18 protein-coding genes and 1 pseudogene are annotated in these 24,746 nt (G+C 74.1%); 10 read left to right on the forward strand and 9 right to left on the reverse strand.

Translation table 11 applies throughout. The annotated features are described in order from the left end of the window. Positions 1-40: 40 nt before the first annotated feature. From EMA09_RS09015 to EMA09_RS09030, 4 genes are all read left to right on the forward strand, one after another. Complete coding sequence (locus EMA09_RS09015; RefSeq protein ID WP_129840553.1) at positions 41-310, forward strand: polyprenyl synthetase; 270 nt, start codon at positions 41-43, stop codon at positions 308-310. Next, entirely contained in the window at positions 303-1,352 is a 1,050-nt protein-coding gene (locus EMA09_RS09020) for a polyprenyl synthetase family protein (protein WP_129840554.1), read from the forward strand. Before EMA09_RS09015 ends, EMA09_RS09020 begins: the two co-directional genes overlap by 8 nt. A gap of 53 nt (positions 1,353-1,405) precedes the next feature. After that, the gene (locus EMA09_RS09025) at positions 1,406-2,569 is read left to right on the forward strand and encodes an oxygenase MpaB family protein (RefSeq protein ID WP_129843925.1); all 1,164 of its coding nucleotides are present in this window, start codon (positions 1,406-1,408) and stop codon (positions 2,567-2,569) included. Between the two features lie 131 nt (positions 2,570-2,700). Continuing rightward, positions 2,701-3,753, forward strand: a complete 1,053-nt coding sequence (locus tag EMA09_RS09030; RefSeq protein ID WP_129843926.1) for an SDR family oxidoreductase — start codon at positions 2,701-2,703, stop codon at positions 3,751-3,753. Here EMA09_RS09030 and EMA09_RS09035 read toward each other — a convergent pair. Next, positions 3,744-4,277 (reverse strand): hypothetical protein, encoded by a 534-nt coding sequence (locus tag EMA09_RS09035; protein ID WP_129840555.1) that lies wholly within the window; start codon positions 4,275-4,277, stop codon positions 3,744-3,746. The two genes, EMA09_RS09030 and EMA09_RS09035, sit on opposite strands and share 10 nt — an antisense overlap. 103 nt (positions 4,278-4,380) lie before the next feature. After that, positions 4,381-6,185: pseudogene (locus tag EMA09_RS09040) on the reverse strand (thiamine pyrophosphate-requiring protein). 397 nt (positions 6,186-6,582) lie between these two features. On the opposite strand from EMA09_RS09040, the gene EMA09_RS09045 reads away from it, so the two are divergent. From EMA09_RS09045 to EMA09_RS09055, 3 genes are all read left to right on the forward strand, one after another. Further along, entirely contained in the window at positions 6,583-7,686 is a 1,104-nt protein-coding gene (locus EMA09_RS09045; protein WP_129843927.1) for an enolase C-terminal domain-like protein, read from the forward strand. A 40-nt stretch (positions 7,687-7,726) separates the two neighbouring features. Then, positions 7,727-10,825, forward strand: a complete 3,099-nt coding sequence (locus EMA09_RS09050) for an FAD-binding and (Fe-S)-binding domain-containing protein (RefSeq protein WP_129840556.1) — start codon at positions 7,727-7,729, stop codon at positions 10,823-10,825. A 79-nt stretch (positions 10,826-10,904) separates the two neighbouring features. Beyond that, the gene (locus EMA09_RS09055) at positions 10,905-11,252 is read left to right on the forward strand and encodes a VOC family protein (protein WP_129840557.1); all 348 of its coding nucleotides are present in this window, start codon (positions 10,905-10,907) and stop codon (positions 11,250-11,252) included. Positions 11,253-11,273: 21 nt separating this feature from the next. On the opposite strand, the gene EMA09_RS09060 is transcribed toward EMA09_RS09055, so the two are convergent. Then, positions 11,274-12,488, reverse strand: coding sequence for an MFS transporter (locus tag EMA09_RS09060; RefSeq protein ID WP_129840558.1), 1,215 nt, complete (start codon positions 12,486-12,488; stop codon positions 11,274-11,276). Positions 12,489-12,586: 98 nt separating this feature from the next. On the opposite strand from EMA09_RS09060, the gene EMA09_RS09065 reads away from it, so the two are divergent. Further along, complete coding sequence (locus tag EMA09_RS09065) at positions 12,587-13,672, forward strand: DUF5937 family protein (RefSeq protein ID WP_129840559.1); 1,086 nt, start codon at positions 12,587-12,589, stop codon at positions 13,670-13,672. Between the two features lie 54 nt (positions 13,673-13,726). Here the strand turns inward: EMA09_RS09065 and EMA09_RS09070 are convergent, their stop codons facing one another. Genes EMA09_RS09070 through EMA09_RS09090 form a run of 5 tightly spaced genes read right to left on the reverse strand, consistent with a single transcriptional unit; the run spans position 13,727 to position 20,965 of the window. Next, positions 13,727-16,603, reverse strand: coding sequence for a DUF5682 family protein (locus EMA09_RS09070; protein ID WP_129840560.1), 2,877 nt, complete (start codon positions 16,601-16,603; stop codon positions 13,727-13,729). Continuing rightward, positions 16,600-17,724 carry an AAA family ATPase gene (locus EMA09_RS09075; RefSeq protein ID WP_129840561.1) on the reverse strand — a complete coding sequence of 375 codons (1,125 nt, stop codon included), beginning with the start codon at positions 17,722-17,724 and terminating at the stop codon, positions 16,600-16,602. Before EMA09_RS09075 ends, EMA09_RS09070 begins: the two co-directional genes overlap by 4 nt. A gap of 9 nt (positions 17,725-17,733) precedes the next feature. Further along, positions 17,734-19,062: a VWA domain-containing protein gene (locus tag EMA09_RS09080; RefSeq protein ID WP_129840562.1), complete on the reverse strand. Its 1,329-nt coding sequence runs from the start codon at positions 19,060-19,062 to the stop codon at positions 17,734-17,736. Further along, positions 19,059-20,471, reverse strand: coding sequence for a hypothetical protein (locus EMA09_RS09085; protein WP_129840563.1), 1,413 nt, complete (start codon positions 20,469-20,471; stop codon positions 19,059-19,061). The genes EMA09_RS09080 and EMA09_RS09085 overlap by 4 nt, the downstream gene beginning before the upstream one ends. Beyond that, on the reverse strand, positions 20,471-20,965 hold the full coding sequence (locus EMA09_RS09090; RefSeq protein ID WP_240796313.1) for a hypothetical protein: 495 nt from the start codon (positions 20,963-20,965) through the stop codon (positions 20,471-20,473). Before EMA09_RS09090 ends, EMA09_RS09085 begins: the two co-directional genes overlap by 1 nt. Positions 20,966-21,283: 318 nt before the next feature. Here EMA09_RS09090 and EMA09_RS09095 point away from each other — a divergent pair, with 318 nt between their 5' ends. Further along, on the forward strand, positions 21,284-22,963 hold the full coding sequence (locus EMA09_RS09095) for an LCP family protein (protein WP_240796314.1): 1,680 nt from the start codon (positions 21,284-21,286) through the stop codon (positions 22,961-22,963). Positions 22,964-23,036: 73 nt separating this feature from the next. Next, a complete protein-coding gene (locus EMA09_RS09100; protein ID WP_129840565.1) occupies positions 23,037-24,206 on the forward strand; it encodes a damage-control phosphatase ARMT1 family protein in 1,170 nt (389 codons plus the stop codon). Between the two features lie 14 nt (positions 24,207-24,220). On the opposite strand, the gene EMA09_RS09105 is transcribed toward EMA09_RS09100, so the two are convergent. Next, positions 24,221-24,673, reverse strand: a complete 453-nt coding sequence (locus tag EMA09_RS09105; protein ID WP_129843929.1) for a hypothetical protein — start codon at positions 24,671-24,673, stop codon at positions 24,221-24,223. Positions 24,674-24,746: the final 73 nt, after the last annotated feature.

A 24,746-nucleotide genomic window follows, 5' to 3' on the forward strand; every position in this document is an offset into this window, starting at 1 on the left:
GTGGAGCACGGACGACGAGGCGCGAGGGGCGGTCATCACGATGGAAACCGGGGACGACAGGGGCGGAGCACCGGCGGAGCAGGCCGTTCTGCTCCTGGCCGGCATGGCCGATCTGGCGGTGGGCGCCGTCACCTCGGCCGTCGGGACACTGCGCGGCTTCCTCGGCCGCGCCGACACGGCGGGGCTCGCCGCCGACGCGCGGCACGACCTCACGGCGCGCGGGCGGCTCGCCCTCGACCGGTGGGCCACCGTGCCGCCCGCCCACCTGGAGATCCTCGCCCGGCGGGCCGCCGCCCGCGCCGATGACTGACCCGCACGGCACGGCGGCGTTCAAGAGCCGCGTCGACGGTGTCCTCGCGGACTTCCTCGCGCGGGAGACCGACGCCTTCCTCGCCGTCGACCCGGACCTCGCGCCGGTCGCCGAGCAGGTGCGGGCCGCCGCCGCGCACGGCAAACGGCTGCGCGCCGCGTTCTGCTACTGGGGCTGGCGCGCCGCGGGACAGCCCGACAGCGCCCCCCTCGTACGGGCCGCCGCCGCGATGGAACTCGTCCACGCCGCCGCGATCGTCCACGACGACCTCATCGACGACAGCCCCCTGCGCCACGGCCGGCCCACCGCGCACGTCGCCCTGCGCGCCGCGCTGCGCCGCCGCCCGCGCGCGGCGACCGCAGCCCGGTCCCTCGCCGTCCTGGTCGGGGACCTCCTGATGTCGCTGGCCGGGCAGCTCTTCGTCACCAGCGGGCTGCCGGGCGCCTACCTCGCCCGCGCCCGGCCCCTGTGGGCGGCGCTCGCCCGCGACCTGGTGGCCGGGGAGTGCCTGGAGATCCTGCGGACCGGCGCCGCCCCCGACACGGCGGAGTCGTTGCGGGTCATCCGCTACAAGACCGCCAAGTACACGGTCGAGCAGCCGCTGCTGATCGGCGGCGCGCTCGCCGGCGCCGGCACGCGGCTGCGCGACGGCTACTCGGCGTACGGGCTGCCCCTCGGCGAGGCGTTCCAGTTGCGGGACGACCTGATCGGCCTGTTCGGGGACCCCGCGGTCACCGGCAAGGCCAACCCGGACGACCTCCGTGCCCGGCGGCCGACCGCGCTGCTCGCCGAGACCTGGCGGGCCGCGGACGCGGCGGACCGCGCACTGCTGCGCGGCCTGCTGGGCCGCCGCCTCGACGACGCCGGCGTGGAGACCGTGCGCGGGATCATGCGGCGGCTGCGGGCGCCCGAATCGGTCGAGCGCATGATCACCGAGCGCGTCGGCGACGCCGTCCGCGCGCTGGACGGCATGGCCCTGTCCCCGCCGGCGGCCGAGGCCCTGACGTCCCTCGCCCACGCGGCGGCCGTACGGCAGCAGTGACCCGACACCACCCGCACGGCCCCGCCGGGCAGGACGAGGACGAGGAGACCGAGATGGACCGCACCGAGGAGCCGGTGGACGCACTGCGCCGGGCCGGCGACACGCTCGCCGACGCCACCGTCGCCACCCTGTTCGAACGCGGGGAGGTGGGGACGTTCAACACCCTGATGCGCCATGTGTCCACGGCCGGCTCGCCCCTGCCCGACGGGCTGCCGGACGTGGCGCGCGAGTACCTGGCCGCGACCGCCGCGCCGCCACCGTGGGTGGACTGGGACGTCATGGAGCGGGCCAGGCTCTTCTTCATCGACAACAACGTGCACATCTCCACCGCGCTGTCCTTCGCGTCCATGCCCGCCTGCTACCTCGTGCCGCACGTGGCGCGGCTCCTGTCGGCGACGCACGGGCTGAACTACCCGTCGAAGCGGATGGCGGAGACCGGCCAGTTCACCGTGCACCTGATGCGGCCGGACGCGTTCGAGGCGGGGAGCCGTTTCATCCCCGCGGCGCAGAAGGTCCGGCTGCTGCACGCCGCCATCCGCCACCACCTGGTGCGGGAGAACCGCTGGGACACCGCCCGCCTGGGCACGCCGATCTGCCAGGAGGACATGATCGGCGGCCAGATGTTCTTCTCGATGCTGGTGCTGGACAGCCTGCACCGGCTCGGCATCCACATGAGCACGGAGGGGGCCGAGGCGTACTACTACGCGTGGCGCGTCGTCGGCGCGATGCTCGGCGTCGACCAGGAGACCGTGCCCCGGGACCTCACGTCCGCCCGCGCGTTCCTCGACTCCTACATGGTCCGGTACATGGGGCCGAGCGAGGAGGGAGCGGTGCTGACGCGGCAGTTGATCGACCTGTACGAGGAAGTCGTTCCCGGCACGTTCTTCGACCCGATCGTGTCCGCTCTCATCCGCCATCTGATCGGCGACACGTGCGGTGACTGGCTGCAGGTGCCGCGCACCGCGTGGGACACGGTCGTGAAGGCCGTCCCGCACCTGCTGGGCGTCCTGGAGACGATCGAGGACCGCTCCCCGCTCGGCGCCTGGGCGCTGGACCGCATCGGCCACCTGACGACGGTGTTCGAGCTGTCCTCCCTGACGCGCGGCCGGGTGATGCACTACGCGATCCCCGAGCACCTGAAGAAGGACTTCGGCGTCTCCTCCTCGGTACCGCGCACCCGCCGCTGGACCCCTCCCCCGCCCTCGGCCGCCGCCTGAGGGAGCGGAATGTCCCGTCCCGCACCGGGTATCGGGGTCCGCGCAGGGTTTGCGCCGGTTCGCACCCCTGGGTTGACTGGGGACGCGGCCGGCCGACGCGGCCGGATGCCCGGCTGGGATGGGTGATGCGGATGTTCGGTGCACGGCACGCAGGCGGCCGGCGGACGGTGGGACCGGGGACGGTGGTCGTCGTCACCGGCGCGAGCGCGGGGGTCGGGCGGGCCGCCGCGCGGGCGTTCGGCGCGCGGGGCGCGAGCGTCGCGCTGCTGGCGCGCGGGGAACGCGGTCTTGACGCCGCCGCCGACGAGGTGCGGGCGGCCGGCGGCGAGGCCATGACCGTCCCCGTGGACGTGGCCGACGCGCAGGCCGTGGACGCGGCCGCCGACCGGGTGACCCGCGCGTACGGCCGGATCGACGTCTGGGTGAACGCCGCCTTCACGACCGTGTTCGCGCCCGTCACCGAGGTCAGCCCCGAGGAGCTGCGGCGGGCCACCGAGGTCACCTACCTGGGGTCCGTGCACGGCATCCGGGCGGCGCTGCGGCGGATGACCGGGCAGCCGGACGGCGGGACGATCGTGCAGGTCGGCTCCGCGCTGGCGTACCGCAGCGTGCCGCTGCAGAGCACGTACTGCGGCGCGAAGAGCGCCATCCGCGGCTTCTTCGACTCCCTGCGCTGCGAGCTGCGGCACGACCGCAGCCCGGTGCGTCTCACGATGGTGCAGCTACCCGGCCTCGACACGCCGCAGTTCAGCTGGGTGCTGTCCCGGATGGACGGCCATCCCCGGCCCGTCGCGCCGGTGTACGCGCCGGAGGTCGCGGCGCGCGGCATCGTGTACGCCGCCTGCCATCCCCGCCGGCGGGAGTACTGGGTCGGCGGCTCGACCGTCGCGACCCTCATCGGCAACCGGCTGGCGCCCGCGCTGCTGGAGCGCTACCTCGCGCGGACCGGGTACGGCTCCCAGCAGACCGGCGAGCCGCGCCCCGCCGACGCCCCGACGGCGCTGTGGGAGCCCGCCGACGGGCCGGACGGCACGGACTACGGCGCGAACGGCGTCTTCGGCGGCGAGGCCCGGCACCGCAGCGCCCAGCTGTGGCTGTCGCGGCACCGCCGCCGGCTGGCCGGCGCCGGCGCCCTGGCCGCCCTCGGGGCGGGGGCGCTGGCGGCCGTGCGCCGTCAGGGGTAGGAGGTGTCCTGGACGCCGACCGGGGCGCCCATCCCCTCCTGGAGCGATTCGAGCAGCTCCTCCAGGTCACGCCCCTCGGGCTCCGCCAGGAAGGCGTTGACGGCCGCGTGGACGTCCACCGTCGCGTCCGGGTCCTCCGTGTCGTATCCACCGATGAGGAAGCGGGCGAAGGTGGGCGATGCGGGGTCCTCGTCGAGCACCCAGCCGCCGCCGACGTCGCTGAACATGTACTCGGCGCAGTAGGCCGTCAGCAGCAGGTCGAAGCGCTCGTAACCGGCCGCCTCGAACGCGGTCAGGTCCTCCATCTCGCTGATGACGCTCATGTGCATCAGGATGTGGCTCGGCTTCTCCAGGACGACCTCGGGCGGGTCGAAGCGGGCCAGCCGGCCGAGGTGGACGACGAGTTCCCGGCTCATCCCGGCCATGACCGGCGCGAACTCCGCGCGCTCCGCGCGGACGCGGGCCACGGCCTCGGGGGTCAGCGGATCGGGCAGTGGCTCTTCCGGGTCGAACGGGTACGCCATGGACGTGCTGCTCCTGGGACGTGGGGCGGGACGGCGCGAACCGAAGTTCGTCACGCTGCGCCGACCCTACCCCTGAGCCGTGACCCGGCGTGCCGTGCCGCCGCTACTCGCCCCGGCCGCGGCCCGGCAGGTGCGCGGCGGCCTCGGCGAGCTTCTGCCGCATGCCGCGCCCGGCGATCCCGGGGCCTCGGGGTCCCGCATCATCGCCTTGGCGGCCTTCTTGCCCTGCTCGGCCATGATGTGCGGCGGGATCGGCGCGATCTCCTGGTCGACCTTGAACTCCAGGACGACCGGCCGGTCGCACGACAGCGCCTCGTCCCAGGCCGCCCCGACCTTCTCCGGGTCGTCGCAGAAGACGCCCTTCAGGCCGAGCAGTTCGGCGTACTGCGCGTACGGCACGTCCGGGATGTACTGCGAGCCGGGGAACTTCGGATCGCCCGCCATGGCCCGCTGCTCCCACGTGACCTGGTTGAGGTCCTGGTTGTTGAAGACGCAGAAGACGAACGGCGGGCCGCCCGCGAGCCGGTCCCAGTAGCGCTTCACGGTGATCATCTCGTTCATGCCGTTCATCTGGAACGCGCCGTCCCCGACGAAGGCGATGACCGGCCGGTCCGGGTACGCGAACCGCGCGGCGATGGCGTACGGCGTGCCGGGACCCATCGTGGCGAGCGTGCCGGACAGGGACGCCCGCATGCCCTTGCGGATCTTCAGGTGCCGCGCCCACCAGTTCGTGCCCGAACCGGAGTCGGCCGTGAGGATGGCGCCGTCCGGGAGGCGCGGCGACAGCTCCTGCGCGACGCTCTGCGGGTTGATCAGACCGCCGGACGTCTGCCCGGCCCGGTCCGCGAGGACGGTCTCCCACTCCGCGACGCTCTTCTCGATCCCCTCGCGCCAGGACCTGTCCTCCTTGCGGCGCAGCAGCGGGATCAGGGCCTTCAGGGTCTCCTTGGAGTCGCCGACGAGATGCGCCTCCACGGGGTACCTGATGCCGATCATGCGGCCGTCGATGTCGATCTCGACGCCACGTGCCTGCCCCTCGTCGGGCAGCCACTCGGCGTAGGGGAAGCTCGTGCCGACCATGAGGAGCGTGTCGCAGCCGCGGATCATCTCGTAGCTGGGGCGGCTGCCGAGCAGGCCGATGGGGCCGGTCACCCACGGCAGGTCGTCGGGCAGGACCTCCCGGCCGAGGAGCGCCTTGGCGACGCCGGCGCCGAGCAGGTCGGCGACCTCCACGACCTCGGCCTGCGCCTCGGCGGCGCCCTGCCCCACGAGCATCGCGACCTTGCCGCCGTCGTTGAGCACGTCGGCGGCGCGGCGCAGTTCGTCCTCGTTCGGCAGGACGCGCGGCCGGCTCCAGCCGGCGCTCGAGTAGACGGCGCCGTGCGTCTTCGGCGGCGACGGCTGCGCGGGCGACGCCTGGATGTCCTCGGGGATGATGACGGTCGCGACGGACCGCGTCGTGAGCGCCGTCTTGAAGGCGCGGTCGATGACGTGCCGGGCCTGCGCCGGGTTCACGACCATCTGGCAGTACTCGGAGACGTCGGCGAACAGCCGGTCGAGCGGCACTTCCTGCTGGTAGTGCGACCCGAGGCACAGGGTCTTCTGCTGCCCGACGACGGCGACGACGGGCTGGTGGTCGAGCTTGGCGTCGTACAGCCCGTTGAGCAGGTGGATGGCCCCCGGCCCGGACGTGGCGGCGCAGCAGCCGACCTCACCGGTGAACTTGGCGTGGGCACAGGCCATGAAGGCGGCCATCTCCTCGTGCCGCGCCTGGATGAACTCGGGATCCCCCTCGGCCCGGTCGAACGCACCGAGCAGCGCGTTGATGCCGTCCCCCGGATAGCCGAAGACACGGTGCACACCCCACTCACGCAGACGCTCGAGCACGAAATCGGCCACCAGAGCCATGGCATCTCCTCACACGGACGACGAACGCCCCAAGTGTCCGGAACACCCCGGACAACACCACCCCGACCGTGCCGCAAATACGACCATTTCACCGCACCGGCCCATCCGGCTCCCGGCGCACGACGCACGGCCGGCCACGCGCCACCGTTTTCACCGCCTTCCACCGGGGAGCCGGGCGTGCGGGGGCGTGGTACCAAGGCAGGAGGGTGAACAAAAAGGGATGAAGGGTGCGGAGTGTGGTGCTGTCCGGTGAGTCGGGTCGTGTGCGGCTTCGGCGGGCCGTGTCCGGTTCCGGGTGGGACGGCATGCGGTGCCGTACGGCCGGGCACCCGGCGTCCATGAGGTCGGAGGAGCGTGGCGGCGTGGTGGGTGCGGCGGTCGTGGCTGTGCGGAGGGCCTGACCGTGGCACCGCCCGTCGAGTCCGTCGAGGCCGCCGCGTACCGGGTACCGACGGAGGTGCCCGAGGGCGACGGCACCCTCGCCTGGGACTCGACGACGATCGTCGTCGCGCGGGTGCGGGCGGGCAGTGTCACCGGCCTCGGGTACACGTACGCCCACGCCGCCTGCGTCCCCCTCATCGACGGAATGCTGGCCGACATCGTGCGCGGCACGGACGTGCTCGACGTGCCGGCCGCGTGGGAGCGAATGCGCGGCGCGATCCGCAACCTCGGCCGTCCCGGACTCGTCTCGTGCGCCCTGTCGGCCGTGGAGACGGCCCTGTGGGACGCCGCCGCCCGGCTGCTCGGCCTGCCGCTCGCCCGGCTCCTCGGGCGCGTCCGGGACGAGGTGCCGGTCTACGGGTCCGGCGGCTTCACGACGTTCACGGACGACCGGCTGCTCGGCCAGCTCGACGACTGGACATCGCGCGGCATGACCAGGGTGAAGATCAAGATCGGGGAGGACTCCGGGCAGCGCGTGGCGCGCGACCTCGCCCGGGTGGCGCTCACGCGGCGCGCGGTCGGCCCCGCCACCGAGGTCCTCACCGACGCCAACGGCGCCTACGCGCCGGCCCAGGCCGTGCGCGTCGGGCACCGGCTGGCCGAGCTGGACGTGACCTGGTTCGAGGAGCCGGTGACCTCCGACGACCTCGCCGGCCTGCGCCACGTGCGGGAGCGCGTCACCGCCGACGTGACGGCCGGCGAGTACGGGTACGACCTGCCGTACTTCGCCCGCATGCTCGACGCCGGCGCCGTCGACTGCCTCCAGGTGGACGTGACGCGCTGCGGCGGCTTCGGCGAGTGGCGGCGCGCGGCGGCCCTCGCCGCGGCGCGCGGCACGGAGATCTCCGGGCACTGCGCGCCGAACCTGTCCGCCCACGCCGCGGCGGCCACACCGAACCTGCGGCACCTGGAGTGGTTCAGCGACCACGAACGCATCGAGAACCTGCTCTTCGACGGCGCGCTGCCGGTGCGCGACGGCGCCGTGCGGCCCGACATGTCGGCGCCCGGGCACGGCCTCACGCTCCGGGAGGCCGACGCGGAGCGGTACCGCGTCGCCTGACGGGCACGGGACGACGGAACGACACAAGGACGGTGATCGGATGACCAGGCGGCCGGTGCGCGACCCCGCACCCGAGGACTTCGCCGGGCTCGACACCCGGCGGCTGCGGGCCGAGCTGGAGGCCCGCGTCGACGGGGAGGTCAGGTTCGACGCGGGCAGCAGGGGCGCGTACGCCACCGACGGCTCCAACTACCGGCAGGTGCCGATCGCGGTCGTCGTCCCCCGTACCGTCGAGGCGGGCGCGGCGGCGGTCGCCGTCTGCGCCGAGCAGGACGTGCCGGTCCTCTCGCGCGGCGGCGGCACGAGCCTCGCCGGCCAGTGCACCAATGTGGCGGTCGTCGTCGACTGGACGAAGTACTGCCACCGGCTGCTGTCCGTCGATCCCGAGGCACGCACCTGCGTCGTCGAGCCCGGCATCACCCTCGACGGCCTCAACCGGCAGCTCGCCGGGCACCGTCTCAAGTTCGGCCCCAGGCCGGCCACGCACAGCCACTGCACGATCGGCGGCATGATCGGCAACAACTCGTGCGGCGCGTCGGCGCAGGCGTACGGCAAGACGGTGGACAACGTGCGCCGCCTCGACGTCCTCACCTACGGCGGCACCCGCATGTGGGTCGGGCCGACCGACGACGCCCGCTACCACGAGATCCTCGCCGCCGGCGGCGAACCCGCCCGCCTGTACCGGGGTGCCCGCGCCATCGCGGACACGTACGCCGACGACATCCGCGCCGGCTTCCCCGACATCCCGCGCCGCGTGTCCGGCTACAACCTCGACTCGCTCCTGCCGGAGAAGGGGTTCGACCTCGCGCGCGCCCTCGTCGGCAGCGAGTCCACCCTCGTCACCGTGCTGCGCGCCGAACTCGACCTGGTGCCGGTGGAGCCCGCCGACGCGCTCCTCGTCCTCGGCTACCCCGACATCTTCGCCGCCGCCGACGACGTGCCGCGCCTCCTCGCGCACTGCGACCCCCTCCAACTGGAGGCGCTGGACGACCGCATGGCGGAGCTGATGCGCGCCGAGCACGTCCACACCGACTCCCTCGCGCTGCTGCCCGAGGGCGACAGCTGGCTGTTCGTCCAGCTCGGTGGCGACAGTCCGGACGACGCCGGCCGCAAGGTCCGCGAACTGCTGTCCCGCCTCGGCACGGACGAGGACGACCCGCGGGTCGCTATCTCCGACGACCCGGCGCGCGAGCAGAAGTTCCTCCTGGCGCGGGAGGCCGGCCTAGGCGTGACGGCGCGCCCGCCCGACGGCCGGGAGACGTGGGAGGGCTGGGAGGACTCGGCCGTGGCGCCCGAGCGGCTCGGGGACTACCTGCGGGACCTGCGGAAGCTGTTCGACGAGTTCGGCTACGACCACCCGTCGCTGTACGGGCACTTCGGGCAGGGCTGCGTCCACACGCGCATCCCGTTCGGGCTGAAGAACGCGCCCGGGGTCGCCGGGTTCCGCTCCTTCATGGAACGCGCCGCCGACCTCGTGCACCGGTACGGCGGCTCGCTGTCCGGCGAGCACGGCGACGGGCAGTCGCGGGGCGAACTGCTGGTGCGGATGTTCGGCGAGCGGCTGGTCGGGGCGTTCACCGAGTACAAGGCGCTGTTCGACCCGGGGAACCGGATGAACCCCGGCAAGATCGTCTCCCCGGATCCGGCCGGCGGCCCGAACCCGCTGGACGGGCAGCTCCGCCTCGGCCCCCACTGGCGGCCGGACTCGCCGGAGAGCTGGTTCGACTACCCGGACGACAACCACAGCTTCCGCCGCGGCGTCATGCGCTGCGTCGGCATCGGCAACTGCCGCTCCCACGAGGGCGGCGTCATGTGCCCCTCGTACCGGGCCACCGGCGAGGAGGAGCACTCGACGCGCGGCCGCGCCAGGCTGCTGTTCGAGATGCTGGGCGGGCACGCCGACTCGGCCGTGACGGACGGCTGGCGCTCCACCGAGGTGCGGGACGCCCTCGACCTGTGCCTCGCCTGCAAGGGCTGCAAGTCCGACTGCCCGACCGGTGTCGACATGGCGACCTACAAGGCGGAGTTCCTGGCCCACCACTACGCCGGCCGGCCGCGTCCCGCCGCCCACTACGCGCTGGGCTGGCTGCCGCTGTGGGCGCGCCTCGCGCAGGGCTCGCCGCGTGCCGTGAACGCCCTCCTGCACGCGCCCGGGCTCGCGCGGGCCGGGAAGCGCCTCGCGGGTGTCGCCGGGGAACGGGACGCGCCGCTGTTCGCCGAGGAATCGTTCCTCCGCTGGTGGCGCCGGCGGAACGCCCCGGAGCCCTCGCCCGGCGACCCGCGCACGGTCGTGCTGTGGCCCGACACGTTCAGCACGTACTTCCACCCGCACGTACTGCAGGCGGCGGTCGCCGTACTGGAGGACGCGGGGCTGCGCGTGGCGGTGCCGGACCGGCCGGTGTGCTGCGGCCTGACGTGGATCTCGACGGGGCAGCTCGACCGGGCGAAGCGGGTGCTGCGCTCCACGGTGGACACGCTGCGGCCGTGGATCGCGGCGGGCACGCCGGTCGTCGGGCTCGAACCGTCGTGCACCACGGTGTTCCGCGCGGACGCGGCCGAACTGTTCAGCCAGGACGAGGACGTCCAGCGGCTCGCGGCGCAGACCGTCACCCTGTCCGAGGCGCTGCTCGGCCACGCGCGGGACGGCTGGCGTCCGCCGTCGCTGGACCGCGCGGCCGTCGTGCAGACGCACTGCCACCAGCACGCCGTCCTCGGCCAGGACCCGGACCGGGAGGTGATGCGCCGTGCCGGGATCGACGCGGACATCCCCGACTCGGGCTGCTGCGGCCTCGCGGGCAACTTCGGGTTCGAGCGCGGCCACCACGACGTGTCGATGGCGTGCGCCGAACGCGTGCTGCTGCCCGCCGTGCGGGACGCCTCGCCCGGCACGCTGATCCTGGCCGACGGCTTCAGCTGCCGGACGCAGATCGACGGGGCCGGCACCGGGCGCCGCGCCATGCACCTGGCGGAGGCGCTGGCCCTCGGCCTCGACGGGCCGGGCGCGCTGCCCGACAGGTGCCCGGAGACGGCGGCGGCGCCGCGCCCCGAGGCGCACCGCGCGGACGGGCTGCTCGCCACGGCCGCCGCGTCGGGCGCGGCCCTCGCCGCGGCCCTCCTCACCGCGCGCTCGCGGCGCTGACGGGACGGTGGACAGCGGTGGGCGTCCCGCGATAACCCTGGGAGGTCCGGAGGAAGTCGCCACCCGTGGGGAGCCGTTGATGTCCGTACGCCGTGTCATGCCCGTCATCAGGTCGGAGGCCATGGCGGAGAGCCGGGAGTTCTACAGCCTGCTGGGGTTCGAGGAGGTCATGGACCATGGCTGGATCACGACGCTCGGCTCCCCCGTCGTGCCGGCGGCGCAGGTGAGCGTCATGACCGAGGACGCGACCGCCCCGGTCACCCCGGAGCTGAGCATCGAGGTGGACGACGTGGACGCGGCGTACGCGGCCGTGCGGGAGAGCGGGGCCGAGATCGTGCACCCGCTGCAGGACGAGGAGTGGGGCGTGCGCCGCTTCTTCGTCCGCGACCCGAACGGCCGCGTGGTGAACGTGCTGAGCCACCGCTGAGACCGCGAGGCCCACCGGTGCTCACGGGCCTGGCCGCCGTCCTCGTTCCCCCTCGGTGGCGACGGCCCCGGCGGAGAGGAGTGTCGCGGCGGCGAGGCCGCCCCACAGGGCGGCCGGGCCGTGGGGGGCGACAGCGGTGATGACCGCCGGGGAGACGGCGAGGCCGAATCCCGTGGAGAGCTGGAGGCGGGCGAGGGCGCGGCCCAGGACACGCGCCGGGGCCAGAGCGGTGACGAGCGCCGTGGCGCTGCCCGCGTAGAGGATCTCGCCGAGGGTGCAGACCACGGACACCGCGGCGACGGCAGGGGCACCCCAGTCGTGTCCCAGGAAGACAGCCGCGAGGAAGCCGAGGTAGGAGGCGGTGAGCACCACGCCGGCGATGGCCAGCACGGACCGGCGGGGGAAGCGGGACATCAGGACGGTGACCGGGACCTGCAGGGTGACCACCAGCACGGTGTTGGCCACGTAGATGGTGCCCAGCCACACCGGAGAGGCGTGCAGCTCCGTCACCAGGACGACGGGTAGTGCGACTTCGGGGACGTTGAGGCAGAAGGCGTAGATCACGTTGGCGGCCAGGAGCCCGCGCATCCGGGGTGCCGGCGCGTCGCCCCCGCCCCCGGCCGGTGCGGCGGCCGGACGGGCGTGCACGCGGACCGACCACGCCAAGGCCGCCGCCGCGAGATACGCGACCCCGGTCACGGCTGCCAGCGCCTGCAACGCGGTGGTTCCGCCCGCCAGGCACGCGGTGGCGAGGAGGGCACCCGCGCCCAGACCGGCGTTGCGCAGGGCACGGCCCGCCGCGAGGGCGGCGTCGCGTTCCCGGCCGTGGGCGACCGTGGCCACGAGGGCCGCGTGGGCGGCCGGCCACGCCTGGTTGCCGACGCCGAGGACGAGCGCCGCCGCCGCGAACAGCCGGACGTTCCCCGCCGGAGCGGCCAGCAGCAGCGCCACGCCCAGCGCACGCACCAGCATCGACGCCGCCACGACCGTGCTGCGTGCGCCACGGTCCAGCCAGCGGCCGACCGCCGGCATGCACGCCAGGCCCACGACGGCGCCGACCGTCATGGCGATGCCGGTGGCCTGCGGGGACAACCGCAGCACGGACACCCCGTAGAGCAGCAGGAAGGGCCGCAGCAGGCCGGTGCCGAGCGCGTCCACGGCCAGGGCCACGGCATAGCGGGGGCCTCCGGAGGCACGGACGAGGGCGCGCGGCCGGATCGTGGTGGTGGTCGCCATGCGTCAACGGTGGGTCCGGCCGCCCGGCCGGGCGCGCCGGTTGACGGACACCGTCAACCGGCGCGGTCGCCGGTCGGCCGACCGGCGACGATGGGGGGATGACGCTGAGGATCGACATCAGCGGCCCGCCGTCCGGGCGACTGCGGTTCGCCGTCTCCCCGCTGGCCGAGCTGACCGCCATGCTGCACGTGCTGGCCGAACCGGCGCACCATCCGCGGCTCGCCGGCTGGGCCGGGGACGTCTGGGCCGGGCTCCGGCCGGAGCTGGCCGAGCGGCTGCGGGAAGCGGACTTCCTCTGGCGTTCCTCACGGGCCGACTTCCTGGTGCCGGCCCGCCCCCGGGCCACCCTCGCCGAGGAGTTGGACGACGTGGACCGCATCGACGACGAGACGTACGTGACCGCCGCGCTCATCACCACGTGCGGCAGCAACCGGGTCCGCTTCGCCGCGCCGTCGCCGCTCACCGACGCGGCGGAGCGCGAGCGGACCCTCGGCCTGGCCCAGGCCCGCGGCGCGCTCCAGGAGGCCTTCGCGGAACGGCTGCTCGCGGACCCGGCCGACGTGCGGGCGCGGGTGCGTCACACCCTCGAACAGTGCGCCGATGCGTTCTTCGACGCCGCCTGGACGGGCGTCGCCGGGCACCTCGCCGCCGACCTGCGCCTGAAGAACGACCTGCTGAGGCACCAGGGCATCGGAACGGCACTCGCGTCGGTCTCCGGCGCCGTGACCCTGGCGCCGGACGGCGACAGCGTCATCGTGGACAAGCTGCAGGACAGCGCGACCGCCGCCCACGGCACCGGGGTCACTTTCCTCCCCAGTGTCTTCGGCCGCCCGCACCTGGTGGCGGTCCACGCGCCCGGGTGGCAGCCGGTGGTGCAGTACCCCGTGGCCGGGGCGGACCCGCCGGAGCCGGTGTCGCTGGAAACGGTCACGCTGCGGCTGGAGGCACTCGCGCATCCGGTACGGCTGCGGCTGCTGCGCACCCTGGCGCGCGGCCCGCACACCACCGGTGAGCTGGCCGACGCCTGGGGACTCTCGCCCCCTGAGGTCTCCCGCCACCTCGCGGTCCTGCGCCGCGCGGGCCTGCTCACGGCCCGGCGGCGCGGCCGTTACGTCCGGCACGCCCTCAACCTGCCCGAACTCACGGCGCTCGGGACCGACGTGCTGGCGGCCGTGCTCCGCTGAACGGCCCGGCGCCCGGCCGCCGCCGGGTGCGGCGGCCGGGCGTCCCCCGGACCGTCAGGCCGTCAGCAGGTGCGCCAGGGCTTCGGCCGTCTCCGGGTGGCGGGCCAGCAGGTCGCGTGCCGCGCTGTCCCCCGGCGGCGGCCCCGCCGGAGCGGGCCAGGCCGGGTCGAGGCCGAGGAGCGCCGCCAGCGCGTCCGTCGTACCGGGGTGCCCGGCCAGCAGATCGGCGACCGGCCCGGAGACGGCGGCCGACGGCGCGGCCGGCTCCGCCGGGGCCGCCTGCCGGGCGGACCACGGCGGGGTCCACCCGTCCACGCCGGGCAGCGTCGCCGGGAACACCCGGCCCGCCTCGCGCGTCAGCAGCGGCACGAGCTCCGCCGCCTCCTCGCGGAGCGTCGTGATCAGCACCGGCAGCCACGGCAGCAGCACGCTGTCGGGCAGGCGGCCGAACGCCTTCGACAGCAGCTCGACCACGAACGGCGTGAGCGCCGGCGTGAACTCCAGCGCGTGCAGGAAACCCGTCGTCCAGCGCGGGAAGGCGGGGACGACCAGCGGGTTGTCCAGCAGCGCGTCGCAGCGCTCGCGCAGCTCGTCCCTGGTCACCAGGCCCAAATGTGCGTGGGCCGCCCACAGCAGCGCGGTGCGGTCGGGCCGCTCCGGATGCGACTGGCGCACGGCCAGATCGAGCTGGGTCCGGTCGCAGCCGAGGGAGAGGGCGAAGCTCTCCATGCCGAACAGGAAACCCAGCATGGCCGCGATCTGCCGCGTGCCCGCCGCGTCGTCCTTGAACGCCGTCGGGAGCAGGGTGCAGTAGTGGGCGTACCCGGTGGCGACGAACTCCTCGCACCAGCGCGGCATCGGCGTGCCGGTGGCGCGGTAGTGGGCGAGGAGCCGGCGCACCTGCCGCAGGACCTTCGGCGCGTCGTCCACCGTCCGTTCGGCCGCGAGGAGTTCGACGGCGCGGACGCCGATGTCGTCGGCGAGCCTGCCGCCGCCCAGGAGGACCACGGCCTCCTCGACGGCCACCAGCGCCGTCGCGGCGGTCGCCCGCGGCTCCCACGCGGCGCGGCGCAGCCGGCGTTCCAGGACCTGTTCGGCGGTGACGCCCTCGTAGCCCAGCTCGACGAGGGCGCGCTGCTCCCGGCCGAGGTTGATGTCCCAGCTCTCCTGCACCGACCGCTCGCCGAGCCGCCGGGCGCCGAGGATCGGGCTGGCCAGCTCGGGCGCCAGACGGTGCAGCACCCACAGCAGGTCGGAGCAGGGCAGCAGTTCGGGATCGGTCCCGAGGTCGAGGATGGCGCGCCGTACGGTGCGGGCGGTCAGGTCGAACCCGAGGGGTTCGAGCCGGTCCAGGACGTCGCGGGCGAGGGGCGGCAGGGCCGTGTACCCGACGGTGCCGATGCGGTCCCCGCCGAGCAGGATCTCGCACAGCCGCCGCACGTCGCGGCGGCCGGGCACCGAGTCCTTCTCGATGCAGGTGACGGCGGCGTCCTCGAAGTCGTACGGCGTGGGCCTGGCCCGGCCGCGCATGCTCGCCAGCAGGACCGACGTCTCGTAGACGGCGATGGCGTCGGCCGTGCTGGCGGCGTAGCCGTTGCGGCGGGCGAGGTGGACGATGTCCACGCACCAGCCGAGGAGTTCGTCCTCGTCCAGGCCGAGCGGCTGCGGCGGGGTGGCGAGGAAACCGCCGAGGCGGTCCTCGACCGGGGCCGCCGCCCCGGCGGTGGGCGGGTGAGCGGCCTTCCGGCCCCTGCCCGCCCCGCTCCTGCCCTTGCCCTTGCCCTTGGCGAGGCGGAACGGTTCGACGCCGTGGGTGCGCAGCGCCTTCTCCCAGCCGGCCGCCGCGATCGACACGGCGCCCTGCGCCAGGCCGAACTGCGCCTCGATCGACGAGTGGCTCGACGGGATGAGGCCGTAGTTCCACGCCGTGCCGGTGCGGGGCGTGATGGCGAACGGCTCGGCGGTGGACGCGAGACCGAACTGCTCGACCCGGCTCGCCGCGTGGGACGCGCCGCATATGTAGAGGCAGTCGGCCGGGTCGGTGCCGGTCGCGGCGAGGTGTTCGCGCATACGCGTCCACATGTGGCGCTCGCGGTCCTCGTTCCGGTCGTGGTCGGCGCCGCGGGCCGGACGCAGGCGGCGGAACAGGCTGCCGATCAGCACCATGACCTGGCGGTAGGTGGCGTAGTCGGCGCCGGCGAGGGGCTGTTCGACGTACTGGTCCCACCACTCGGACCAGTGGCGGACCTTGCCGTGGTGCAGCAGGTGCTCCTCCAGCTCGGCGAAGCCGGGGCGCAGGTCTCCCATCCCGACGCCCACGGAGTCGCCGTGCAGGCCCTTCTCCTCGTCCGCCGCGTCCCCGGCGTCGCGGGGGGCGGCGGGCCTGCCGCCGTCCCCCTTGGGCAGCCACTGGAAGACGTGGTCGGCGGAGCGGTCCACGGCGACGATCTCCACACCGGGTGTGCCGAGGGCGTAGGCGATGGCCTGGTACTCGGCGGATGCCTCGGTGACGGGGGCGACGACGCTCAGCGGCGCCCAGGACGCCGGAAAGTCACCGGCCTCGGTCGCGTACGCCTGGAGCGCGACGGGCAGTTTGCAGGTGGCCAGCTCCGGCAGGAGCGGCTGGAGGTCCTCGCACAGCTCCAGGTAGACGACCTTGGGGCGCTTCTCGCGCAGCCGCCGCGCCATGGCGAGCGCGGAGGCGGGCGAGTGGTGGCAGACCGGGAAGATCTCCAGGTCCTCGCGCAGGGCGCGGTCCACGTCGTCCACCATGCCGGTGAGGATGTCCGCGACCGGATCGGGGCCGCTGCCGGCCGTGCCGTCGGCGGCGAACGCGGCCGCGGCGCCGAGCAGTTGCTCGCGCAGGGCGGCGAAGGGGCCGGTGTCCGCGCCGGCGGCGGACAGGGGGGTGCGGGATGCGGTGTCCGTCATGACAGGGTGGCGATCGCCTCGCGTCCCCCCTCCAGGAACTCGTGCCACGGGCCGCCGTCCTCGCCGCCGCGCGCGCGGGGCTCGACGACGCCGTGCCAGAACTTGTTGAGGATGGCCAGGTCCTCGGGGCTGCGGCGCGCGAGCGACCCGACGAGGGAGCCGGCGAGGGTCCGGGCGCCGAGCGTCCGGTCGCCGAAGAACTGGCTGTGCAGGATGGCGTCCTCCAGCACGCCGATCTGCTCGGCCGTGGACAGGGCTGACTCCAGGCGGTCGTCGTCGCTGGTGGCCGAGGCGGACGCGGCGCGCAGGTCGGAGAAGCTCTGCAGGAGGATGTCGAGAAGGGTGGGCGGCACCTCCAGATCGATGCTGTGGCGGCGCAGCAGCTCCTCCGTGCGGAAGCGGACGATCTCCGCCTCGCTGCGCTTGTTCGTGACGACGGGGATGCGCACGAAGTTGAAGCGGCGCTTGAGGGCGGACGACAGGTCGTTCACGCCGCGGTCGCGGCTGTTGGCCGTCGCGATGACCGAAAACCCGGGCTGGGCGAAGACGATGTTGTCGTCCTCCAGCTCGGGGATGGAGACGTACTTCTCCGACAGGATGGAGATCAGCGCGTCCTGCACGTCGCTGGTGGCGCGGGTCAGCTCCTCGAAGCGGCCGATGACGCCGCGTTCCATCGCCGTCATGATCGGCGAGGGGATCATCGACGCCCGGGACTGGCCCTTGGCGATGACCATGGAGACGTTCCACGAGTACTTGATGTGGTCCTCGGTGGTGCCGGCGGTGCCCTGGACGACCAGGGTGGAGGCGCGGCAGATCGCGGCGGACAGCAGCTCGGCGAGCCAGCTCTTGCCGGTGCCGGGGTCGCCGATCAGGAGCAGCCCGCGGTCGGACGCGAGCGTGACGATGCTGCGCTCGACGAAGGTCCGGTCGCCGAACCACTTCTGCGCTATCTCGCGGTCGAGGCCGTCGGAGCGCTCGGAGCCGAGGACGAACAGCCGCACCATGCGGGGACTCAGCCGCCAGGAGAAGGGCTTCGGGCCGTCGTCGACGGACTCCAGGTAGTCCAGCTCCTCGGCGTACTTCACCTCGGCCGGGGCGCGCAGCAGGTGTTCGGTGGTCATGGCGTTCTCCTAGGCGAGGAAGGTCTTGAGTTCGTGCACGAGCTTGCTGATGTGTCCGGACAGGACGGGCGTCCCGAGGGCCTTGAGGCGCTCACGGAACCAGGGGTCGACGCTGGCGTTGCCCGAGCTGTTGACCGAGCCGACCGGTATGAGCTTCACGCCGGAGCGGTGGACGGACGTGAAGTCGTCCATCAGGATCCGGTTGTCGTAGAAGTCGGAGATCCACACGAGCACCGTGTTGCGCGGGTCGGCGATCTTGGGGCGGGCCAGCTGCATGGCGACGGTGCCGTTCGTGCCGCCGCCGAGCCGTGTCCGCAGCAGGACCTCGAACGGGTCGTGGACCCAGGGGGTGAGGTCGAGCGCCCGTGTGTCGTAGGCGACGAGGTGCACATCGGTCTGCGGGAGCCCGGCGAAGATCGAGGCCAGGATGGTGCAGTTGACCATGGCGTCGACCATCGAGCCGGACTGGTCCACCACGACGATGATGCGGGCCGGTGTCACGCGCTTCGCGGTGCGCCGGTAGAAGAGCCGGTCGACGTAGAGGCGTTCGTCCTCCGGGCTCCAGTTGGTCAGGTTCTTCCAGATGGTGCGGTCGAGGTCGAGGTTGCGGAAGACCCGCTTGGGCGGCACGGACCGGTCGATGGTGCCGGCGCTCGCCTTGGCGACCTGGGTGCGCAGGACCTCGGCCACCTCGGTGACGTAGCGGCGGATGAGCGCCTTGGCGTTGGCGAGGGCGGTGCCGGACAGGTTGTGCTTGTCGCGGAGCAGTTGCTCGATGAGGGACATGCTGGGACTGAGCCGGGCGGCGAGCCTGCTGTCGGCGAGGACCTCGCGCAGCCGCATCCGGGAGACCAGTTCGCCCTCCAGCTCGCCGAGCATGCCCGGGAGGTCACCGTTATCGCCCCCGCCCATGCCGCGGCGGAGCCGTGCCGCGTCGCTCTGCCAGTCGGCGAGCTGCCCCGCTGTGACGTCGCCGGTGCCGGTGCCGAAGACGTTGAGCAGCAGTTTCGACACGAGGGCGGCGCGGCGGACCCGCTCCGCCGGGTCCTCGGCGCCGTCGTCCGCGCCGTCGTGGGGCGTCAGCACGCCGTCGAACGCGTCGGACAGCTCGGGGAAGCGCTGGACGAGCGTGTCGACCGTGATCGACGGGTCGAGCAGGGCGGCGGGCAGCCCCGCGTCCTCCACGACGGCGACGCTCGCGGACTCCAGCGCCGGCTGCTCGTCCCGGTCGAAGAGGCGGGCGAGGAGGCGCCAGTACAGGACCTGGCGGCGGTTCGCCGCGGCGGCGTCGCCCGGGGCCGGGGCGCCGGGGGGAGCCGCGTCGGGTGTCGGGGTCATTTGCGCAGCAGCCTTCCCGCTCGCTCCCGCAGGGTGGGGAGGACCTCGGCGTGGCGGGCCGCCGCCTTGGCCGCCTTCGGGTCGGTGACGCCCGTGGCCCAGTCGCCGGAGTGCGCGTCGACGGGCTGGCGCTTGACCGTGGCGCCGACCCCGAGCGGCTGAAGCAGCCAGCGGCCCGCGTCCCTGCGCAGCAGCCCGATGCACGCCGTCGACGCCTTGAGCAACTGCGGGGTGAGGGGGCCGCAGGCGGGCAGCCGCTCCAAGTCGAATTCCAGGAGGGTGTCGCCGAAACGCAGCGCCTTGCCGTCGCTCTTGTAGCCCTCGACGAGGACCGGTTCGGCGAGGCGTACGGGGTGGCGGTCCAGCGGCCGCACCGGCGGGGCGACCGCGCCGGGGAGGAGGACGCGGGCGGTGGCGAGCGGATCGGCCGGCTCGCCCGCCGCGGCTCTGTCGTCGTGCCACAGCAGGTCGCCCCCGGGCAGCAGCGGCATGTCGGTGATGTCGACGGCGAGACGCCCGCCGAGCGCGCCCAGCAGCACGGGATGGTTCCCGAGGAGTTCCCACACGGCGGGGCCGGTCACCATGTCCACCTTGGCGGCGGCGACGCTCGCCCGCACCAGCCGGGCCGGGGCGCCCCCGGCCGGTTCCAGGACGGCGTGGACCTGGACCCGGAAGGCGGTGGGGTGCTCGTGGATGTCGGCGCCGAGGAGCAGCAGGCGGCCCGACACGGACTCGGCGGCCGGCGCCGGGGCGGGGAGCGCCGCCGGCTGCGAGGCCACGAGGGCGCGTGCCCACAGGTCGGCCCAGCGCCGGACCGGGAGCCGTTCGGCGACGGAGACGGGCGAGCAGGCCCGGATCTCGGCGGTGAGACCGTCGATGAGGACGGCGAGGCCGCGCAGGCCCGGTGCGTCCATCAGGGACTCGACGAGGCCGTCGGCGGTGGGCAGCAGGTCCTCACCGACGCCGCGCCAGCCGGTGATCGCCAGCTCGCGCAGCCAGGCGCGGCAGCCGGCGAGCGCGTGGACGACCGGCCCGTCCCCCGGTGCGGCCGGGGCTGCGGGCGCCTCGGGCCACGGGTCGCGCCGGCGGCCGGTGACGGCGTCGAGCGTGCCGAGGTGGGCGTCGTGGACCGCGCCGAGGAGCGCGGTGCGGGCCGCGGCGAGGGCCGCGAGGTGACCGTCCTCCAGGGTGCCGGCCGTGACGGCGGCGGCTGCCTCGGCCGCGGCCGGGCCGAGCGGGGTGGCCCCGACGGCGGCGGCGAGCGCGGACAGGGCGGCGGCCTGCTCCTCGCCGACGCGTGCGAGGCCGTGGCAGAGGGCGGTGTCGAACCCGGCGGTGGCGGTGACGGCCTCGTCGGTGCCCTCGGGGACCGTGTCGAGAAGCTCGGTGAGCTGGGTGGCGGTGAGCATCAGCGGCCCGCCCCCGTGGCCGGGAACCAGTGCAGTTCGGGGAGGGGCTCGGTGCTGTCGTCCTTCTCCAGGTAGGCGAGGTACCGCAGGAAGCGGTTGAAGACGCCGGCGGCGGGCGAGGGCGCGAGCCCGCCCTGCATCCCCGCCCAGATGCCCCCGCTGTCGTCGGGGTCGACGTGCAGGTAGCGGGCGACGCGCTCGATGCCGTACTGCGCCACGCCCTCCTTGGCGAGGGCATGGACGTGCTTGCAGGGGCCGTAACCGCCGAGGCCGGCGCACGGCCGGTTGTTGTTCGTCCGGCAGCTCATGCCGTGGGTCCTGGCCTCGATCGAGGAGACGTAGACGCGGGCGAGGTCGGTACCGCTCGACACGATGCCCTGGAGCCGCCCTTCGGCCAGTTCGACGAAGGGGACCTTCGCGAGCCGGCGCGGCCGGAGGGGCGGCACCACCTGGACGGTGCTGCGCTCTTCCCACGCGGTGCTGTCCGCGTTCACAACCATCGACCTCCTGGACTGCGCGACTGCATGACGGTCCGTCACTCATCGCCCCTCGCGGGGCGGAAGCGATCATGCGGTCAGCATGCCGGATGGCACTGACAATCGATTCGGCGGGTGAGACGGTCGCCTTTGCCCGGGAGTCGGCCTTGTCATGCACGGCGACCGTGTGACGTACGTCCCATTGCCACAACTCCCGCCGCGCTACGCGCGTCTTACTCCCACAGGCAGCCCCGGGTCCGCGCGGGACGCTGCACTCCACCAAGACGATGCACACCCGGTACGGCTCCGTACCGGGCGACGAGCGGGGGTACGTACGTGCCGGACGGCGGCATATCCAGCGACGACGAGCGCACGGACGGCACGGACAGCGGACCCGACACCGGGGCGGAGACCAGGGTGAAACGTTCCGCCGGCGGCCGGGGCGGTCACCGGGGCACCCGGGGCGCCCGGCGCAGCCGCAAGAAGCCGAAGTCGCTGCGGCGCCGCATCGTCCTGTGGGTGTCGGGATCGCTCGCCTTCCTCCTCGTCGCGGGTGCCGGGGCGGCGTGGTTCTACATCGACTATCTGAACGGCCGCATCGAGAAGGCCCCGCTCGACCTCGGCAACAGCGACATCGCCCCGCCCGAGCCGGACGAGCACGGCAACACCCCCCTCAACATCCTGCTCATCGGCTCCGACTCCCGCGACGGCGAGGAGAACCAGCGGCTCGGCGGACGCGCCGACCTCGCCGGCGACCCGGTGCGCGCGGACGTGCAGATCCTGCTGCACGTCGCTGCCGACCGCAGCAACGCGACGCTCATCAGCATCCCGCGCGACACACAGGTCCCCATCCCCGAGTGCACCGACCCGGAGACGGACGAGGTCTACCCGGCCCAGGAGTCGGCGTCCATCAACACCGCGATGTACTACGGCGGTCCCGGCTGCGTGGTCGCCACGTGGAAGGAACTGACCGGCGCGTGGATCGACCACTTCATCATGGTCGAGTTCGAAGGCGTCGTGGACATGGCCGACGCGATCGGCGGCGTCCCGGTGTGCGTGGACGCGAACATGCAGGACCCGAAGACCGGTCTCCGCCTGGAGGAGGGCGACAACATCCTGGAGGGCGATGACGCGCTCCAGTGGCTCCGCACCCGGTACGCCTTCGAGGACGGCAGCGACGTGGGCCGTACCAAAGCGCAGCAGATGTACCTCAGCAACATGGTCGAGGAGTTGCAGGGCAGCGCGTCACTGACCGACCCGGGACAGCTCATGGACCTGGCGGAGGCAGCGGTGGACGCGCTCACCGTGGACGACAGCCTCGGCTCGGTGCAGGCGCTCTACAGCCTGGGGAGTGACCTGCGGAACATCCCGAACGACCGCATCAACATGGTCACCCTTGAGACGCTGCCCGATCCGAACAATCCCGAGGTCACGGTCGTACCCGACCCCGAGCCGATGGACGCGCTCTTCGCCCAGGTCCGCGCCGACGAGGCGATCGACGGCGAGGACGACTCCTCCGCCGGGGGCGAGGACAGCGGCGAAGGCGACGGGAGCGGCGAGGAGGAGACCGAGGAGGCTCCCGATCCGGCCGATATCGCCGTCGCCGTCCAGAACGGCACCGGTGCCGACGGCCTGCTGCCCGTCGAGGGCCGCGCCACCGACATCACCGAGGCGCTGCACGACCTCGGTTTCACCGCCGCCTCCACCGACACGACGGCCGCGTCCCTGTCCGAGACCGCCGTCTACTACGCCGACGTCGCCGACCAGCCGGCCGCCGAGTCCATCGCCGACGCCCTCGGCCTGCCCAGGTCCGCGGTCCGCAACTCGTCCGAACACACGGGCGTCGTCCTCGTCGTCGGCGCCGACTGGCGCGAGGGGACGGCCTTCCCGGAATCGTCGGACGAGCCCGCGGACGGCAGCACGGCCGAGGACGACAGCCCGGCCGTCGAATCGGAGGACATCATCTCCGGTGACTCGGAGAAGTGCATGCACGTCAATCCCCTGTACACCTGGTGATCCGCGCGGCGCGCGGCGCGGCTCCCCGGCCCGGCTAAGGTCGGCCGGACCGTCAGCACCGAGGAGCCCGCCCGTGCCGCCCACGCCGCCCGAGATCCGCATCGACGAGCCGGGGACCTTCGCCCACGGCGTCTTCCACGAACGGCACCCGCGGCTCATCGCCCAGGTCCTGGACGGCACACCGTACGGCCCGGCCGAACGCGACGCGCTGCGCCGCCTGCTCGCCGAGAGCACGAGCGCCACCGCCGTCGTCGAACCGCCGGGCGACGACGCGCCCGACCACGCCCGGTGGACCGCGTGGGGGCAGGGCATGTGGGGACGCCGGTGGGCCGAGCTGCCGTTCCTGTGGGCCGAGAGCTGGTTCTACCGCCGGCTGCTCGGCGCCGCCGGCTGGTTCACGGACGGCGGACCGTGGACGGGGATCGACCCGTTCGGCCCGGCGAAGGCCGACGGCCTCGGCGACGCCGCGGTGGACGGCGAACTCGCCGCCCTCGACCGCCTGGCCGGCCGCGCCGAGGCCGAGCGCCGCGCCGCCCTCGTCACCTCCGCCCTCTGGGGCAACCGCGCGGACCTCGGCTTCGGCCTGACCGCCGGCGACAGCACGGCGGGCGGCCTCCTCGCCGACGAGACCGCGGCCCTGTGGGACGTCCTGGACCGTGCGCCCGGCGGTACGGTCTGCCTCGTCGCCGACAACGCCGGGCGCGAACTCCTCCCCGACCTGGTCCTCGCCGACCACCTCCTCACCACCGGCGTGGCCGGGCGCGTCGCCCTGTACGTCAAACCGCACCCCTACTACGTGTCCGACGCCGTGACGGCCGACGTCCTGGCCGCCGTCGCGCGGTTGCGGGCCGCCCCGGGCGGGGCGGCGGCGGACACCGGGCACCGCCTGCGGGACGCGCTGACGGCGGGCACGCTGGAGCTGCGGGCGCACCCGTTCCTGTGCGCGCCCCTGCCGTTCCACGACGCGCCCGCCGATCTGCGTGCCCAGTGGGCGGACGCGACGCTGACCGTCCTGAAGGGCGACCTCAACTACCGCCGTCTGGTGGGCGACCGGCTGTGGCCGCCGGTGACGCCCTTCGCCACCGCCGCCGGCTGGTTCCCCTCACCCGTCGCGGCGCTGCGGACCCTGAAGTCGGACGTGATCACGGGCCTTGACGAGAGGGTCGTCGCGGATCTCGACGCCGGGGGCGGCGGCTGGCGGACGAGCGGACGGTACGCCGTCGTGCAGGTGCTCGCGCGCTGACCCGCCGCACCGCGTCACAGGTCGAGTGCCGCGCGGGCGGCCGTCAGGAACGTCTCGCGGGCGGCGTCCACGCGGGCGCGCGGCCCCGCGTCCCGGGCGGCCGACGCCAGGGTACGGGCGGCCTCGGCCGCGTCGGACGGTCCTTCGAGCACCACGGCGGCCAGTGCCCGTTCCAGCTCCGCCAGTTCGGCGGGCTCCGCGCTGCCCGACCACTGGGCGAGCAGGACGGACTCGGCGGCGCCGAGGAACGCCACGTACGTCTGCCGCCGCAGGTCGAGCACGCGGATCGCGCGCTGCTCCCGCAGGGTCGCGCGCACGGTCGCGAGCGCCGCGTCGGCCTGCCGGTCCCCCGCGTGCCGGGCGGCCTCCGCCTGCCGCTTCCCCGCGCCACGGGTGTACCAGCCGGTGACGACGGCGCCGGCCAGCGCGGCGCCGGTGGTCATCAGCGCGATCCCCCACTCACTCATGCCGCGATCCTGCCGCAGCGGGGAAGTGAGCGGAAGGCCGCCGGAACGGGGGCGGGTACGATCGGCACATGCC

Origin of the sequence: Streptomyces sp. RFCAC02, from assembly GCF_004193175.1 — a bacterium.
Lineage (GTDB): Bacteria > Actinomycetota > Actinomycetes > Streptomycetales > Streptomycetaceae > Streptomyces.